General features: G+C 64.5%; 11 protein-coding genes. All 11 read left to right on the forward strand.

The features are described from left to right. The first annotated feature begins 1,141 nt into the window (after positions 1-1,141). The 11 genes from J4D28_RS26000 to J4D28_RS26050 all read left to right on the forward strand — a co-directional run bounded on the left by J4D28_RS26000 (position 1,142) and on the right by J4D28_RS26050 (position 16,472). Positions 1,142-2,107, forward strand: a complete 966-nt coding sequence (locus J4D28_RS26000; protein WP_103331221.1) for a glycosyltransferase — start codon at positions 1,142-1,144, stop codon at positions 2,105-2,107. Further along, positions 2,100-3,236, forward strand: coding sequence for a glycosyltransferase (locus J4D28_RS26005; RefSeq protein WP_103331220.1), 1,137 nt, complete (start codon positions 2,100-2,102; stop codon positions 3,234-3,236). The genes J4D28_RS26000 and J4D28_RS26005 overlap by 8 nt, the downstream gene beginning before the upstream one ends. Before the next feature lies 1 nt (position 3,237). Then, a complete protein-coding gene (locus tag J4D28_RS26010) occupies positions 3,238-4,236 on the forward strand; it encodes a polysaccharide deacetylase family protein (RefSeq protein WP_103331219.1) in 999 nt (332 codons plus the stop codon). Next, positions 4,233-5,543, forward strand: a complete 1,311-nt coding sequence (locus J4D28_RS26015) for a lipopolysaccharide biosynthesis protein (RefSeq protein WP_103331218.1) — start codon at positions 4,233-4,235, stop codon at positions 5,541-5,543. The genes J4D28_RS26010 and J4D28_RS26015 overlap by 4 nt, the downstream gene beginning before the upstream one ends. Beyond that, positions 5,537-7,471, forward strand: a complete 1,935-nt coding sequence (locus J4D28_RS26020; protein ID WP_103331217.1) for a hypothetical protein — start codon at positions 5,537-5,539, stop codon at positions 7,469-7,471. Before J4D28_RS26015 ends, J4D28_RS26020 begins: the two co-directional genes overlap by 7 nt. Next, positions 7,468-8,172 carry a GNAT family N-acetyltransferase gene (locus J4D28_RS26025; RefSeq protein WP_028683898.1) on the forward strand — a complete coding sequence of 235 codons (705 nt, stop codon included), beginning with the start codon at positions 7,468-7,470 and terminating at the stop codon, positions 8,170-8,172. Before J4D28_RS26020 ends, J4D28_RS26025 begins: the two co-directional genes overlap by 4 nt. After that, complete coding sequence (locus tag J4D28_RS26030; protein WP_103331216.1) at positions 8,169-9,299, forward strand: GNAT family N-acetyltransferase; 1,131 nt, start codon at positions 8,169-8,171, stop codon at positions 9,297-9,299. The genes J4D28_RS26025 and J4D28_RS26030 overlap by 4 nt, the downstream gene beginning before the upstream one ends. A 20-nt stretch (positions 9,300-9,319) precedes the next feature. Then, complete coding sequence (locus J4D28_RS26035; protein WP_103331244.1) at positions 9,320-10,102, forward strand: ChbG/HpnK family deacetylase; 783 nt, start codon at positions 9,320-9,322, stop codon at positions 10,100-10,102. 167 nt (positions 10,103-10,269) lie between these two features. Next, on the forward strand, positions 10,270-12,318 hold the full coding sequence (locus tag J4D28_RS26040) for a type VI secretion system tip protein VgrG (protein WP_103331215.1): 2,049 nt from the start codon (positions 10,270-10,272) through the stop codon (positions 12,316-12,318). Continuing rightward, positions 12,309-13,169: a DUF4123 domain-containing protein gene (locus J4D28_RS26045; protein WP_103331214.1), complete on the forward strand. Its 861-nt coding sequence runs from the start codon at positions 12,309-12,311 to the stop codon at positions 13,167-13,169. The genes J4D28_RS26040 and J4D28_RS26045 overlap by 10 nt, the downstream gene beginning before the upstream one ends. Positions 13,170-13,205: 36 nt before the next feature. Then, positions 13,206-16,472 carry a hypothetical protein gene (locus J4D28_RS26050; RefSeq protein WP_009048920.1) on the forward strand — a complete coding sequence of 1,089 codons (3,267 nt, stop codon included), beginning with the start codon at positions 13,206-13,208 and terminating at the stop codon, positions 16,470-16,472.

Genomic DNA, 16,472 nt, shown 5'->3' on the forward strand with positions numbered 1-16,472 from the left:
CGATGTACTCACCCCCTGTAGCCGCTGGCGCAGCCTGCGATCGGCTGCGCAGCAGCCGCAAGGCCTGCCAACGCGTTTCTCCAGACATATCGCGGACCCAGGCTTTGCGCTTGCTGCGCAACCGATCGCAGCCTCGCAGGCTCGGCAGCGGCTACACAGCCACCGCGAACCCTGTAGCCGCTGGCGCAGCCTGCGATCGAGCGCGCAGCGCTCGCCAAACCAGCCGATGCGTTTACCCAGGCAGATCGCGGACTCAGGCTTTGCGGTCGCTGCGCAACCGATCGCAGCCTCGCAGGCTCGGCAGCGGCTACACGGCCACCGCAAACCCTGTAGCCGCTGGCGCAGCCTGCGATCGGCTGCGCAGCAGCCGCAAGGCCTGCCAACGCGTTTCTCCAGACATATCGCGGACTCAGGATTTGCGATTGCTGCGCAACCGATCGCAGCCTCGCAGGCTCGGCAGCGGCTACACGGCCACCGCAAACCCTGTAGCCGCTGGCGCAGCCTGCGATCGGCTGCGCAGCAGCCGCAAGGCCTGCCGATGCGTTTCTCCAGGCAGGTCGCGGACTCAGGTTTTGCGCTTGCTGCGCAATCGATCGCAGCCTCGCAGGCTCGGCAGCGGCTACACAGCCACCGCGAACCCTGTAGCCGCTGCCGAAGGCTGCGATCGGCTGCGCAGCAGCCGCAAGGGCGGCCGATGCGTTTCTCCAGGCAAATCGAGGGCTCAGGCTTTGCGATTGCTCCGCAATCGATCGCAGCCTCGCAAGCTCGGCAGCGGCTACACGGCCACCGCGAACCCTGTGGCCGCTGCCGAAGGCTGCGATCGGCTACGCAGTAGCCGTAAGGCCTGCCAACGCGTTTATCCAGGCAGACCGCGGACTCAGGCTTTGCGGTCGCTGCGCAACCGATCGCAGCCTCGCGGGCTCGGCAGCGGCTACACGGCCACCGCGAACCCTATAGCCGCTGCCGCCGCGCATCGGCTGCGTAGCGGCCGCAAGACCTGCCGACGCGTTTCTCCAGACATATCGCGGACTCAGGCTTTGCGCTTGCTACGCAACCGATCGCAGCCTCGCAGGCTCGGCAGCGGCTACACAGGCCATGCGCTGCGGCAGCGGCTACCGGTCAGGAACAAGGAACGCCGAGCATGAAACGGATCAGCGTGATCGTGCCGATGTACAACGAGGCGCGGCATATCGTGCGTACCCTGGACAGCGTCAGCAGCGCCGCCGCCGTGGCGGGGCTCGAATGCGAGCTGATCGTGGTCGACAACGGCTCGCGCGACAACGGTCCGCGACTGGCCATGGACCAGGGCGCGCGGGTGCTGCATTACCCCGGGCTGTCCATCGGCGCCCTGCGCAATCGTGGCGCGGCCTGCGCGACCGGTGACTGGCTGGCCTTCCTCGATGCCGACATCGAGGTGCCGCTGAACTGGCTGCTGCTGTGGAAATCCGCCGAGGCCAGCCAGCGCGCCGATGTCTTCGCCCTGGACTGCGACGCGCCGCGCAGCGCGCCCTGGTTCGCCCGTGCCTGGCAGCGCCGCAGCCTGTCCGGCAACCAGCAGGAACGCCTGCTGCAATGGCTGCCCACCCCCAACCTGTGCATGGCCCGGGTCTGGTTCAACCGCATCGGCGGTTTCGACGAGGATCTGCGCACCGGCGAGGACAAGGATTTCGGCCTGCGCCTGAACCGCGCCGGCGCCCGTCAGCTGAGCCTGGCCACACCCGTGGTGCAGCACTGGGGTTTCGAGGGCAGCTGGCGCGAATGGAGCGGCAAGGAGTTCTGGCGCCAGAGCAGCCATGTGCAGCTGTTGCGCAATGGCGGGCTGAGCCCGCGGCTGTTGCGTTTCCCCCTGCTGTGCCTGGCCACCGCCCTGCTCAGCCTGCTGGCCGTGCTCTGCCTGCTCGGCGGGCAATGGCCGGCGGCGCTGCTGGCCCTGCTCGGCAGCGCCCTGGCGCCCCTGGGCCTGGCCCTGCGCCAGAGCTACCGGCACCGCGACCCACTGTTTTTCCTGCAACTCTGGCTGCTGCACTGGCTGCGCCTGCACCTGGGCGCCGCTGCCCTGCTGCAGGGCCTTTTCAACCGTACTGCCGTGAGGCCCGATCGTGGCTAAGACACTCTTCTGGTTATGCCTGCTGTTGCCGGTCTACGCCTGGGTCGGTTACCCGCTGATCCTGGCGCTGATCAGCCTGTTTATCCGCAAGCCCCGGGTCGAGCCGGGGCCGCCCTTGTCGGTCAGCGTGATCATCGCCGCGCACAACGAAAGCCGGCACATCGAGCACAAGCTGCGCACCCTGCTGGCCCAGGACTACCCGACCACCGACCTGCAGATCATCCTCGCCAGCGACGGCTCGACCGACGCCACCGTGGCCACCGCGCTGGCGATCCACGATCAGCGGGTGCTGGTGCTCGACCTGCCGCGAGTAGGCAAGGCCGGAGCGCTGAATGCCGCGGTGGAACTGGCGCGCAACGAGATCCTGGTGTTCACCGACGCCGACAACCAATGGTCCGGCGACACCCTCGGCAAGCTGCTCGCCCCCTTCGCCGATCCGGAAGTCGGGGCCTGCGGCGGGCATATGATCATCCCCACCCCCGGGCACGCCCTGAGCCTGGGTGACAGCCTTTACCGCCACTACGAAGCCTGGCTGCGCGAGGCGGAAAACCGCACCGGCTGCATGGTCTCGGCGGACGGCGCGCTGCTGGCCCTGCGCCGCGAACTGTTCGAGCGGGTGCCGGCCGAGGTCAACGACGACTTCTTTATCAGCACCTGCGCCCCAGTCGCGGGCAAACGCATCGTCTACGTCGAGGAGGCCCAGGTGCTGGACCAGGGCGTGGATGAAGTCGGCAAGCAATACCGCCGACGCCTGCGGGTCACGGTCGGCGGCCTGCAAAGCCTGGCCCAGCGCCGTGGCCTGATGAATCCCTGGCGCCACGGCTTCTACGCGATCGCGCTGATCAGCCACAAACTGATCCGCCGCCTGGCGCCGGTGCTGTTGATCCCGCTGCTGCTCAGCAACCTGTGGCTGTGGAACGCCGGGGCCTTCTACAGCCTGTGCCTGATCGCCCAGCTGTGCGGTTATGGCGCCGGTATGCTTGGCCTGCTCGATCAGCGCGGGCGCTTGCCCAAACCCTTTCGCCTGGCCGGTTTCGTCCTGGTGACCCTGGCCGGCATGAGCATGGGCCTCTGGCAATTTCTCCGCGGGCAGCGCTACAGCCTGTGGAACCCGCAGCAGAACCGCTGACATGACACTCAGACAACACTTCAAGCGCCTGGCCGGCAGCGCCTACCTCAATAGCTTCGGGCGCACGCGCCTGAGCGAAGCCGGTGTAGTGCTGATGCTGCACCGGGTGCTGGCGGACGAACACGCAGCCAACCTGCCCCATCGCGGGCCGCTGTGTGTCGGCCGCAACAGTTTCGAGCACCTGCTGCGCTGGCTGCGCCGGCATTTCGACTGCGTGCCGCTGGAGCACCTGCTGCTGTACCCCGGCGGCGATCGCCCACGGCTGGCCCTGACCTTCGACGACGGCTGGCGCGACAACGCCGAGCAGGCCTATCCACTGCTGGAACGTCATGAAGTGCCGGCGAGCATCTTCCTGTCCACCGACTTTATCGGCACCGGCAAGGCGTTCTGGTGGGAAGCCATCGGCGAGACCCTGTGGCGTCAACCCGAGAGCATCGCCGGCCGGCAATTGCAGGAGCAACTGCGGGTACTGGGCGTGGTGCTGCCGGCCAGCCTCAGGCAACCCGGCGCCGACGAGGCCCGCAGCCGTGGCCTCGGGCTGTTGCTGCAACGCCTGAAAACCCTGGCCCCGGACAGCCTGCAATTGCTGGCCGACAGTTGCCCGCGGGACGCCGCGCCCCACAGCCTGGACTGGAGCCAGGTCAAGCGCCTGGAACGTTCCGGGTTGGTGCGCTTCGGCCCCCATGGGGCCAGCCACGGCATCCTCACCCAATTCGACAACGCGGCCCTGAAGGACGACCTGGCACGCTCCCATGCTTGCGTGCAGCACCATTGCGCCGCGCCGCTGCCGATCTATTGCTACCCCAATGGCGACCATGACCCGAGCGTGCGCCAGGCCGTCGCCGACCTCGGCTACCGCTATGCCCTGGGCACCGCCCCGGGGCTGATCGAACCCTCGCGCAACGAACCCCTGGCCCTGCCGCGCATCGACGTCAGCCAGGCCAGCGCCCGCCGTCCGTCACTGCTGGCCTGGCGCCTGTTGAAAGGGGCGCGGGCATGAAGCGCAACGGCTATGTCTGGCACCTGCTGCTGAGCATGGGCACGCGGCTGGCGATGATCGCCATTCGCCTGTTGCGCAACGTGCTGCTGGCGCGCCTGCTGGGCCCGGCGGATCGCGGCCTGTTCGCCCTGCTCAGCGCCCTGCCCGACCTGATCGCCGCCCTCACCAGCGGCGGCCTGAACACCGCGGTGGGTTATGAAGCGGCGCGCCAGCGACCGATGGGCCTGCTGCTGACGCAGATCCTGGTCTACGGCTGCCTGCTGGCCGGAACCCTGACGGTGATCGGCCTGCTGCTGATGAACAGCCTGGGCCAGGACTGGTCGATCACCACCCAGCTCGGCCCCTTCGCCTGGCTATTGCTGCTGGCGGTGCCGCTGACCGTGCTCAAGAGCGGCCTGCTGACCCTGCACAACGCTGACGGTCGGGTCGGCGCGTTCAATGGCCTGCGCCTGCTGGAATCCCTGGTGCCGCTGCTATTGTTTGTCGTGCTCTGGTGGCTGTGGCGCGACCAGGCCCTGTCGGCGGCGCTGGCCGGCTGGCTCGGCGGCACGCTGTTGGTGGTGCTGGCGGGCTGGTACTGGCTGGGGCGTTATCACCGGTTGCGGCTGCGCTGGCAGCCGGGCGAGCAAGGCAAGCTGCTGCGCTACAGCGCCCAGAGCCACCCCGGCGTGCTCTCGCAGCAATTGATGCTGCGCTGCGACTACCTGTTTATCGGCGCCCTGCTCGACCCGGTCGCGCTGGGCCTGTACGCCATGGCCAGCGCCGCCGCGGAACTGCTGCTGATCATTCCCGAGGCGGTGACCACGCCGCTGATGAAGCGCCTGCTGCAACAGGGCGAAGGCATCGAACGCCTGACCCCGCTGGCCCTGCGCATCACTGCCACGGTGATGCTTGGCGCCTGCCTGGGCATGGCGCTGGTCGGCCACTGGCTGATCGTCAGCCTGTTCGGCGAGGCCTACGGCCCGGCCTATCCGGCCCTGCTGGCGTTGCTGCCGGGGCTGTTCGGCCTGTGCTACGCGAGCATCCTGCGCCTGGACCTGCTGGGCAAGCAGCGCCCCGGCGCGCTGTCGTGGCTGCTGGGCGGCGGCGCGCTGCTCAACCTGCTGCTCAACGCCGTGCTGATCCCGACCCTGGGCATAGTCGGCGCCGGCCTGGCCTCGTCCCTGGCCTATCTGACGGTGAGCCTGGCGATGCTGGTGATGTACTGCCGCCTGAGCGGCGTGGCCTGGTACCGCACCCTGCTCCTGCTGCCCGAAGACCTGATGCAGCTGCGCGCGCTGTTGCGCCCTCGGGAGGCGGCATGTTGAAAGCCGGCCTCTATACGCTCCTGGCCCTGCTGAGCCTGGCCCCGGGCGCCCAGGCCGGATCCATGCAGTGGTCGAGCATCCGCGACGGCAGCCTGTACCTGCGCGCCGCCCAGCCGGACCGGCTGAAGATCGGCTGGAGCCCAGCCTGGCAGAGCGACGCCAATCGCGAGCAGTTGTACCTGCTGCAGCCCGACGGCCAGTTGTTCAAGCAACTGGAGATCCGCGCCGACCAGGCCTATGGCGAACAGGACATCGAGCTGCCAGCAGCCACGGGCGACTACCGCCTGCAGATTCCCGGCTACAGCTTTCGCGGGTTCACCGTCAGCCACCGCGGCAGCACCGCGGCGCAATTCGAACCGACCAAGGTGCATTTCAGCGCCGAAGTGCACAGCGGCGCCGAGCTGTACTTCCGGGTGGCGGCCGGCGAGCAGGCGATACTGGCCGGCAAATATTACGGCGGCGTCAGCGTCTTGCAGGCCAGCCGCCTGAGCGATGGCGCCAAGGTCCGCCTGGAGCTGAAAGAACACCCGGCCTACGGGCAATTCGACCAGGTGGCGCTGCCGCCGGCCGAACAGGACGAAGTCTGGCGCCTGGCCCTGGGCGGCTCCGGCAAGGCGGCGTTCTGGCTGGACGGCACGGCCAATCTGTTTGCCCAGGAGGTCCAGCAACTGCACCCGCTGGACCAGCCCCGGGGCGAGGCCCACCTGCAGCTGAAAGCCCAGATCCTCGGGACCACGCCGCGCCTGGGCATCGCCCTGCCCTATGCCCAGCCGCCGCAGTCCACCTTCGGCCTGTTGCAGGCGATTGGCGCCCGCGCGGCCAACTTCTACAGCTTCGTCGATGTGATCGAGCAGGAGCCCGAGCGGGAAATCGGCTTTCGCCGGCTGTACCGCGAGCGCTTCGGGATCGACCGCGACATCACCCTGCTGGCCGGCACCGGGCGCCGCGCCGTGCTCGCGGCGGACGCCCAGAGTTTCGCCGGCCTCGACGCCTGGCTGGCCGACAGCGTGCGCCTGGCCGGCAACGGCCTGCATTACCTGGCTTTCGCCGACGAGCCCAACCTCAACTACCCGGACTACAGCAGCTACGCCCTGTACTTCGAGCAGATGCTGGCCCGGACCAAGGCCAACCCCGAGGCCCGCGCGGCCGGGGTGCGGATCGCCATGCCGGCCAGTTCGCGGCTGCTCGACGGGCCGTTCCGGGTCGGCGCCGGGCAACGCCGCGGCATCGACTGGGCGCGCAAGCTGCTGGAGCGGCACGGTCAGGACATCGACGCCCTGGCCTGGCACGAATGGATGGTCCGCGACCTGCTCGCCACCCGCCGCTACCGCGACAGCGTGCGCGCCGCCGCCGAGCTGGTGGGCCTGGATGCCGCGGGCCGGCCGCGCAAGGCCCTGCTGCTGAGCCAGACCAATATCTCCAGCGGCCGCGATCTGAGCCCCTATCAGCAGGACACCCATTACGCCGGCCTGTGGTGGGCCTCGGTGGTGATCAACGCCTCGGCGGACGGCCTGCTGGACATGCTCAACTGGTTCCAGGCCGCCGACGAGCCGGACTACCCCAAGGGCATGCTCGCGCAACGCAGCGCCAACCAGTTCAGCCTCAAGCCGGTGGCCGTGGCCCAGCAGTTCATTGCCCGGCACTGGCTGGCCCATGTGCAAGCCCTGGACAACCCGGCCTTCGAGGTCGATGCCCTGGCCATGAGCGAGGCCGGCCGCCACAGCCTGCTGGGGGTGAACAAGGCGTCGCGGGTGCAGGCGGTGAGCCTCGACGGCCCCGGCGACCTGTGCCAGGCCGCGCCGCTCAAGCTGAGCCTGCTCGGCCCCGACGACCAGCCTCGCGACGCGGCCGTTGAATGCCGCGATGGCCGGGTGCACTTCGAGCTGCCCGGCGAAACCCTGTTTGCCCTGACCTGGAAAGCCTTATGAGCCGATTGAGCGCATTGCTGGAAAAAATCCGCCGCAAGGGCCTGCGCGACAGCCTGCGGGTCCTGCGCGAGCGCTACTTCTATTACCACTGGGAACTGCTCAGCGTCGAACGCTCCCTGGCGCTGCCGGTGCCCTGCCCGGTCACCACGCGGCGCTGGCCCCAGGTGCCAATCGACCGCGCGCTGCTGCCGGCCTTCGAGAAATACTTTTCCGCACAGTTGCCGGCGATCCGCGGCCTGCTGGACAAGGGCTGTCGCGGCTACGCCCACCTCGACGCCGACGGCAACGTGATGCTGATGATCTGGATCAACGAGCGCGACTACTACGACGATCAGCTGTACCGCTGCTGGATCCGCATCCCGCCGGGCTGCATCTATCAGTTCGCCGGCGAGTGCGCCCTGCCTTACCGCGGTACCGGGGTGGTGGTGCTGGCGCAGAAACTGATCTGGGAGCACTACCGCGAACGCGGCTTCAAGGCCACCCGGGCGGTGGTCAACGTGCGCAACGAGGCGGCGCTGAAGATGCACATGCGCATGGGTTTCACTGAGGTCGGCGAATCGATCCACGTCTATTGCCTGTTGCGTTGCCTGCATTTCCATCGGCGCGTGCCCTATCACCAGCCCCGCCTGCTGCACCTGCGCAAGTCGCGGCCGACAGCACAAGCAGGCACCTCGACCGACGCCGGTAGGGAGCCGCTGTGACGATCCGCTTCGCCTGGCGCTCCAGCCTGCTGGACGATGACTTTCCCGCCGCCGCCTTCGAGCAACTGCGCAACGCGGTCGAACTGGCCACGCCCTTCAATCGCCTGGCCTGGCTGCGCGGCGCCGAGCAAGCGCTGGGCGCCGGGCAACGCCTGCGGGTGCTGCTGGGCTGGCACGGGGAACGGCTGGTGCTGTGCCTGCCGTTGCTGCATGGCCGCGAGCGCAAGGCCGGCCTGCCGTTGCAGGTGGTGCGCCACCTGGGCTTCCCCCTCAGCGACCGCCTGGCGCCGCTGGTGGCCGAGGACGCGCTGCCGGCCATGCCCCGGGCACTGGAGGAAATCCGCCGCGAGTTGCCCCATGCCCTGCTGCAATTGAGCGAACTGCTGGCGGCCGAACCCACCCTGGCGAGCTGGCGCGAGCACAGCTGGTACAGCGCCTGCGCGATCAGTTGCCGGGCGCCGGAACACCTGATCGTCGAGGCCGACCGCCAGGAAGCCCGGGACAAGAACCTGCGCTACGAGCTGCGCCGGGCGAAAAAACGCTGCGCCGAAATCGACGCCCGGGTGATCCGCGTCAGCCCCGATGGCGAGGGCATCGACGCGCTGCTGGACTTTATCGGCGCCGTGGAACAGGCCAGCTGGAAAGGCGCGGATGGCCTGGGGATCTTCTCCGGCACCCAACGCCAGCAGTGGATGCGCAGCGCCCTGCGTGGGCTGGCCGCCGACGGCTGCGTGCGCGTGGTGCTGCTCGAGCACCAGGGCCGCTGCATCAGTTATCGCCTGGGGCTGCTGGAACGCGGGCGGCTGTACGACTACAACATCGCCTTCCTGCCGGACTACGCCAGCCTCGGCAGCGGCCGGCTGCTGCTCGACGAGTGGATCCGCTGGGGCCTCGACGAAGGCTGGCAGTGGGTCGATGCCTCGCGGGTCAGCCTCAGCCGTTCCAGCCATCAATTGCACGAACGCATGAGCGGCCAGGTCGAGCACCAGCGCTGGAGCTTCTATTCGCGCCGCCCCGGCGGCCTGCTGCTGGGCCTCGCCGATCGCTTCTGGCAAGCCCTCAAACCCCATGTCAAAAACTGGCGTGAACGCCGTGCCGCCCGCCCACAGAAAGAGAGCCGACCTTGAGCGCTACTTTGAACAGCCGTTTGAACAGCACAACGACCGCGGCGAACCTGCCGGCGGTGATCGTCAATGCCGACGACTTCGGCCTCGACCCCGAGTACAACCAGCTGACCCTGCGCGCCTTCGAGCGTGGGGTGATCAGCTCAGCGACCCTGATGGCCAATATGCCGGCCTTCGAGGACGCCTGCCGGCTGGCCCGCGAGAACAGTCTGCAAGGACGCATCGGCCTGCATTTCAACCTGACCTACGGCGAGCCCCTGAGCGTGCCGATCCGCAGCCAGCGGCGGTTCTGCAACAGCAGCGGCGAGTTCGACCTCAGGCTGCCGCGCTCGGTGCTGCACTTGCCAGCCAGCACTGTGGCCGCGGTCCGCGACGAACTCCAGGCGCAATGGCAGCGCTGCGTCGACCAGGGCCTGCGCCCGAGCCATATCGACTCCCATCAGCACGTGCACAACCTGTGGCCGATCGCCCCGATCGTCGCCCGCTTCGCCGCGCAACAGGGCGTGCCGGTGCGTCTGGCGCGTAATGTCGGGGGCAATATCGGCCTGGCCAAGCGTCTGTTCAAGAACGCCCTGAACCGGCGCATCGTCCGTTTGAGCGGCGCCACGGTGGACTTCGTCTGCACCCCGCGGGACCTGCTGCAAGGCTTCCAGCCAGCTGGTGCGCTGGAAGTGGTGGTCCATCCGACCCTGCTGGCCGACGGTGATTTCGGTGACGATTACCTGCCCGAGGGGCAGTCCCTGGACCGGTTGCTACGGGAAACCCTGAGGGGCCATCGGCATATCGCCTACAGCCAGTTGCGCTGATCCCCGTAGGGCGTTAGCCGGATCGGTTGTCAGGCCTAAGGGATAGTTGGCGCGGACATTTCTGAATGTTCCAGGGGGGCGGATGGCGGCGGCCGCCCCCGCTTGAATCGACTGGCTTATTCCTGCACCATCCGCCCCCTGCTTATTCAATGGATGGATTTCACGGCATGCTGGATGCTAACGCTACCCATATTTCCCTGACGATCGAAGGCGCCTCGGTCGACCTTCAGGTCCTCAGTTTCGTCGGCCGCGAAGCCCTCAATCAGCCCTTCTGCTTCGATATCGAACTGGTCAGTGCGCGTCCCGACCTCAAGCTCGAAGAACTGCTGCACAAGCCGGCCCGCCTGACCTTTGGCAGCACGGGCAAGGGCCTGATCCATGGCCTGGTGTACCGCATCGCCCAGGGCGACTCCGGGCGCAAGCTGACCCGCTACAGCATCAGCCTGACCCCGCAGCTCAACTACCTGCGCCACAACTTCAACCAGAAGATCTACCAGCATCTGAGCGTGCCGAAGATCATCGCCCAGGTCCTCGAGGCCCGCGGCATCCTGGCCGACGCCTACAGTTTCCAGCTCGGCGCCACCTACCCGGAGCGGGTCTACTGCACCCAGTACGACGAGTCCGACCTGCACTTCATCCAGCGCCTGTGTGAAGAAGAAGGCATTCACTTCCACTTCCAGCACAGTGCCGGCGGCCACAAGCTGGTGTTCGGCGACGACCAGACGGTGTTCCGCAAGCTGGCGGCGGTGAACTACCAGCAGGACTCGGGCATGGCCGCCGAGCAGCCGGTGATCAAGCGCTTCAACCTGCGCCTGGAAACCCGCACCAGCCGCGTCAGCCGCCGCGACTACGACTTCGAGAAACCACGGCTGCTGCCCGAAGGCGCGGCCAAGTCCGGGGCCATGCCGGACCTGGAAGACTACGACTACCCCGGCCTGTTCACCCAGCAGGCCCGCGGCAAGCAACTGGCGACCCGCGCCCTGGAACGCCACCGCAGCGACTACCAGCTGGCCGAAGGCAAAGGCGACGAGCCGAGCCTGGTCAGCGGCCACTTCCTGACCCTGGCCGAACACCCGCGCAGCGAATGGAACGACCTGTGGCTGCTGCTGGAAGTGATCCATGAGGGCAAGCAGCCGCAGGTGCTGGGCGAGAACATCACCAGCGATGTCACCAGCCACAAGGACGACTTCCACCAGGGCTACCGCAACCGCTTCCTCGCCACGCCCTGGGACGCCCACTACCGCCCGCCGCTGGAACACCCGAAACCCAAGTCCCTGGGCAGCCAGACCGCCGTGGTCACCGGGCCCAAGGGCGAAGAAATCCATTGCGACCAGTACGGGCGGATCAAGGTGCAGTTCCACTGGGACCGCGATGGCCTGGCCGACGACAACACCTCCTGCTGGGTCCGCGTCGCCAGCGGCTGGGCCGGCAAGGCCTACGGCGGCATCGCCATCCCGCGGATCGGCATGGAAGTGTTGGTGACCTTCCTCGAAGGCGACCCCGACCAGCCCCTGGTCACCGGCTGCCTGTACCACAAGGAGAACGTGGTCCCCTACGACCTGCCGGCGAACAAGACCCGCAGCACCTTCAAGACCCTCAGCTCGCCCGGTGGCAAGGGCTATAACGAACTGCGCATCGAAGACAAGAAAGGCGCCGAGCAGATCTACCTGCACGCCCAGCGCGACTGGGACGAAAACGTCGAGCACGACCAGCGGATCCGCGTCGGCAATGAACGCCACGACACAGTCGAAGCCAACACCCTCACCGAGCTCAAGGCCGAAGAACACCGCATCACCCACCTCGACCGCAAGAGCGAAATCCGCGCCAACGACCACCTCACCGTGGCCGTCACCCAGCACGCCAACATCGGCACCGCGCAATTCGTCGAAGCTGGCCAGGAAATCCACTACAAGACCGGCAACATCGTGGTCCTGGAAGCCGGCGCCGAACTCACCGCCAAGGCCGGTGGCAGTTTCGTGAAGCTCGATGCCGGTGGCGTGACCATCAGCGGGGCGAATGTGAAGGTCAACTCCGGTGGCGCGCCGGGGGTGGGTACACCGGCGGCGCCGCTGTTGCCGGGCCCCTTGAAACTCGCCGATAACGACAAGGCCGGCAAGGTCCCGCTGCCCAGCCGCCTCAACGAGTCGGGCATCACCCCGCTGTGCGGAAAACAGAGCAACGGCGCCTGCAGCCGTAAGGATTGCACATGCATGTAAACGCCATGAACACCCTGCTGGCCGCACCGCGTTATACCTTCGAGCAACTGCCCCGCGAGGGCTCCAGCCAGAGCCTGTACTTCATCATCGATCGCGGCCGCCAGCCCGAGGCCATGTCGATTCTGTATCGTATCGGCGAGCCGATGAACACCCAGCCGCTGTTCGGCAATACCGACTTGGCCGAACTGGCCAGCGAAGGCCCGCTGTGGCTGGTCGCCCCCTGGGGCAGCCGCCTGGCCGCCGAAGCCGCGCGCCTGTGCGCAGAGAACGGCACCGGCATCGCCCTCAGCGCCGAGGATCCCGCCCAGGCCCTGGCCCACGCCCGCTGGCTGCTGAAGGCCAATGACGGCTCCGGCGGCCAGAGCCTGCTGAGCTATCACAAGGCCAGCCTGTGGGCCGCCCTGGTCTACACCGCCGGCGACGCCACGAATCAGCTGTTCGGCCCCTGGCAGAACGTCTACAGCCCTGCCCCGCGCAATTTCGGCCCACAGAACGGCCCCTGGCTGGCCTGGAGCACCGACACCCAGCAACCCTGGAGCGCCGATGGCCCTGCCTTCAACCTCCCCGCCGACACTGCCAGGGTCCAGGCACGCCTGGGCTGGGTGTACTGGGTCGACGAGCAATACGCCGCCTTCGGCGAACCCGAGGATGAACGCCTGCCAGACATCACCGAGAACCTCGACGTGCTGCTGGAACACCAGATTTATGAAGGCCGGCATTTGCTCAAGCTGGCCCCGGTGGTCAATGGGCCACCGTTTAAAACCCGGCCACAAGCCATGACCGTCCTGCAATCCAAGGAAGAGTCGTTCATCAAGGTTGAACAGCTGCAGCAACTCGCCAGCGACGCCTGATGAACCTCACCGCGCCCCGCACGAATGGAAGCATTTATGGAATCTGATACCTCTGTTGCATCGAAAGCCGCTCCCAAACCGGCAGCTCAGACGACTGTGGCCAAACCGCCAAAACAGCTGGACCCGCAACCTAAACTGCCGAAGAGTTGCGAAACTTCCTTCGAAAAGGTCAAAACACCTTGCTCAACCACTTTCGGGGAAGTGATTTACGCAACCAAAGAGCAAATGTTTTACCTGCTTCCTGATCGTGCGGCGACTTCGATCAAGGAGGCAATGAAGGAACTCGAGGATCATCTTTCAGCTGGAAAGTCTCCCGAAGAGCGGCAGAAAGCCATGAACAAGCTTGGGCTGCTGGAGTATTTCCTGGAGCCCAAACTGGCCAACTTCCTCGAAGGCGAGCAGCGCAGCCGCATGCTGGAGATAGAGAAACAGGAGCCTTACATCGACCAACCCACCATGGCGATGCGCATCAAAGCGGCAAAAAGAGAAGCCGAGTACGCTGCCAAGGCTCAGGGGGCGAAAGAACAACCCGACTCCTACCTCAGTCGCGAGCTGGCCAGCACTCAACAGGATCAGTTTCTCGAAGCCCACAAAGAAGGCATGCATCTTCAGCATCTGCATCATGAGTGGAAAAAGCTCAAGAAAATCGCTGTGGCACAGGCTGAAAAAGAGGGCTACATCTACGAAAACGGCAACTTGTTCACCCCAGAAGCACTTGAAGCGCGCAAACGTGTTCAAACTTATCTGAAGGCTCGCAAAGAGCTGATTGACGACGACGAACTGACCACGCTCAGTGCGGACGATCTGGCGAAAAATAAAAAGTTCTATTTGGATGCCACCAACTGCGCGAGCGACGGCAAGGCACAAATGTGCCGTTATCTGGAATTGCAAGCTGAGGAACGCAAGAGGCTGGAGAAGAAGTTCAGCGCTTATATCGACGCAATCCTGAAAGTCGCGGACTACGGGTTGGCTCTGCCTGAATTCGCGTTGATTCCGGAAAATGGCGCCATTGAAGCGGGCATAGAGCAATTCAAGTCCTATCTGGAGACGGAACAGCAGCAAAATGACGTCAGTGAGCGGATCCGCAGCAAATACAAAGCCTGGATTGACGCTAGCGGTCAGAACATTCCCGCCCCCTCTGGTTTGATCGATGCCGAAAAGGCTGAATGGGAACGCCTCCAGCAATCGAGAATTGCCTTGCGTGCTACAGCGGAAGCCGCCGTGGCCAAAACCACCCCGCTCCGCCACCTGTTGTGGGAGCCGGAACAATTCGAACCGAAACCGGAAGAACGTCGAGTAAAGGCAGGATTCCCATTGCGGGAAGTCAGTTTGCTGAGCGCCGTGAACAAGCCCTTGAAGCACTTTAGCCTGTTGAACCTTGAAGGCATCAGAAAAGTAGTGAAAGAGGACTTGAGCAAAATAGGAGCCGATCTCGAAGAAGATCTGGTGAAAGTGCCTGGTAACAGCAGCGAAAAGTCCACTGAAGACACAACCGACAATTCATTCCACGAATGGCTGCGTCTACAAGGCGCCATCGCGATCAAGGACCAGGAAAATAACTGGTTTGACGCCCAAGGCTGGTTTGATGTCGAGCTCTTCTATAGTTACCTGCAAAGCAAGAACTACAAGGTCAGTACGCTTGAAGATGCCTCCGTCAGGCAGGAATGGGGTTTGCGGCTGCGCCAGTTGTTGTTCAAGGGTGAGGTTCGCAGTCAATTGAGGCTCTTCGATAAAAGCCCTCAGGCGCAGCTCATCAGGTGCCTCTCTCCTGCACAGTCGATGATTCACAAAGAGCTAAAGCTTGAAGGCCCCGAGTTCACGCTGGCCGATGGTTTCAAGGCCTCTGCCGAAGCCAGCTTCGGCATTGATTTGGCGCGTGGTGAAGTTGAACTTCTAAAAGTCGACCTCCCGGAACGCAGTCGGGCAAAAGAGTTCGTACTCAATTATCAGGACTATCAGGACCAGCCTCAGACACTCAATCTCGGTCGTTTTTCCTTGCATCTGGGCGCCAGGGCATGGGGCTATGCCGGCGCGTCGTTGCTTCTGTCATCAAGCATCGAACTGGGCGCGGGTAATGTTCGAGGCGGCATGAACCTGCAAGCCATTGAAAATGCCGAACGACCAGAAGCGAAACGAGCAATAGCGGTCACACAACGCAGCGCCATGCAGGACAATCCCACCAGTGCCTTGAAAGTCGAAGACGGCGCCAAGGCCGAATTCAGCCTGTTTGCCGGAGTCCAGGCAGGAGTTCTGCTGACAGGTGCCTTGAACTGGGCCCCCCCACAGCAAGTTGTATTACTGCGTACTGCACCGACTCCCGGCATGGCCGGTAAAGACAATGCCAATAAGGCAAGCCAATGGTTCAGTCTCGCAAGGCTCACAGCGGGATTCACCGGCTCGCTGGGCGCTGGCGCTAACGCAGACGTAACGATTTCGCTGCACGAAGGCCGCTTTATCATGAGGCTCAAAGCATCGCTGATAGTAGGTGCCGGTGGCGGTGGGGAGTTTGAGTTTGAGGTGGGGTACGACGGGGTAACAGAACTGATCAACCTGATACGTCGTGAGATGCATAAGAACCAAGGCCACCGACTGGTATTTGTTTCTCAAGAAGCTGAAACCTTTATCGACAGGCTCAACTTTATAGGCACCGCCGGGATGAATGTGGCGATGATTTATATGATGGGGTGGGATATAGCGATGTCTCTATATGAGTCCTTGACAGGAGGAGGACGAGGCGGACCAATCGCTCATACCATAATGACCTACCGTGATCAGGCTGAGCTTGAGATGTGGGTTCTAAATGCTACTCCTAGCGCTTTAGGGCCGATGCTGATGACGCTGCTTTCAGCAGCAGAAAGCTTCGACATTATCGATGTTGCATCTGACTCAAAAGCTGAGTCCAGGGAAGACAAACACACTTACAACAAATCTCAGGCACATCTATTACAACAACAGGCAATTGAGCGAATCTTAGGTTGGATAGTAGAAAGGGCCAAGCAACAAGGAACTATTTCTACAGCCCAGAAACAGTTTGAAGATGCATGTATGCGCATGAGTAGATTCGGCACTAAAGATGATAATCCGAAACAGAATTATTGTGAAAACCGCCTGAAAATGGATAATTTTATGTCCGAAGGCGTGCAAAATCTATACAACGTACGAAATGATCGCATGAGAGAGCGCTACAAGAAACATGTTAGTTTGCTTGGCGCCAACCTGGATGGACTTTGCACACGAAAAACATATTACGGACGCACCTATCTACCTCACGGCCAAGCAGACTACGTTGGCTCTAGCGAGTAA

It is taken from the genome of Pseudomonas sp. GW531-T4, from assembly GCF_017349615.1.
Lineage (GTDB): Bacteria > Pseudomonadota > Gammaproteobacteria > Pseudomonadales > Pseudomonadaceae > Aquipseudomonas > Aquipseudomonas chlororaphis_I.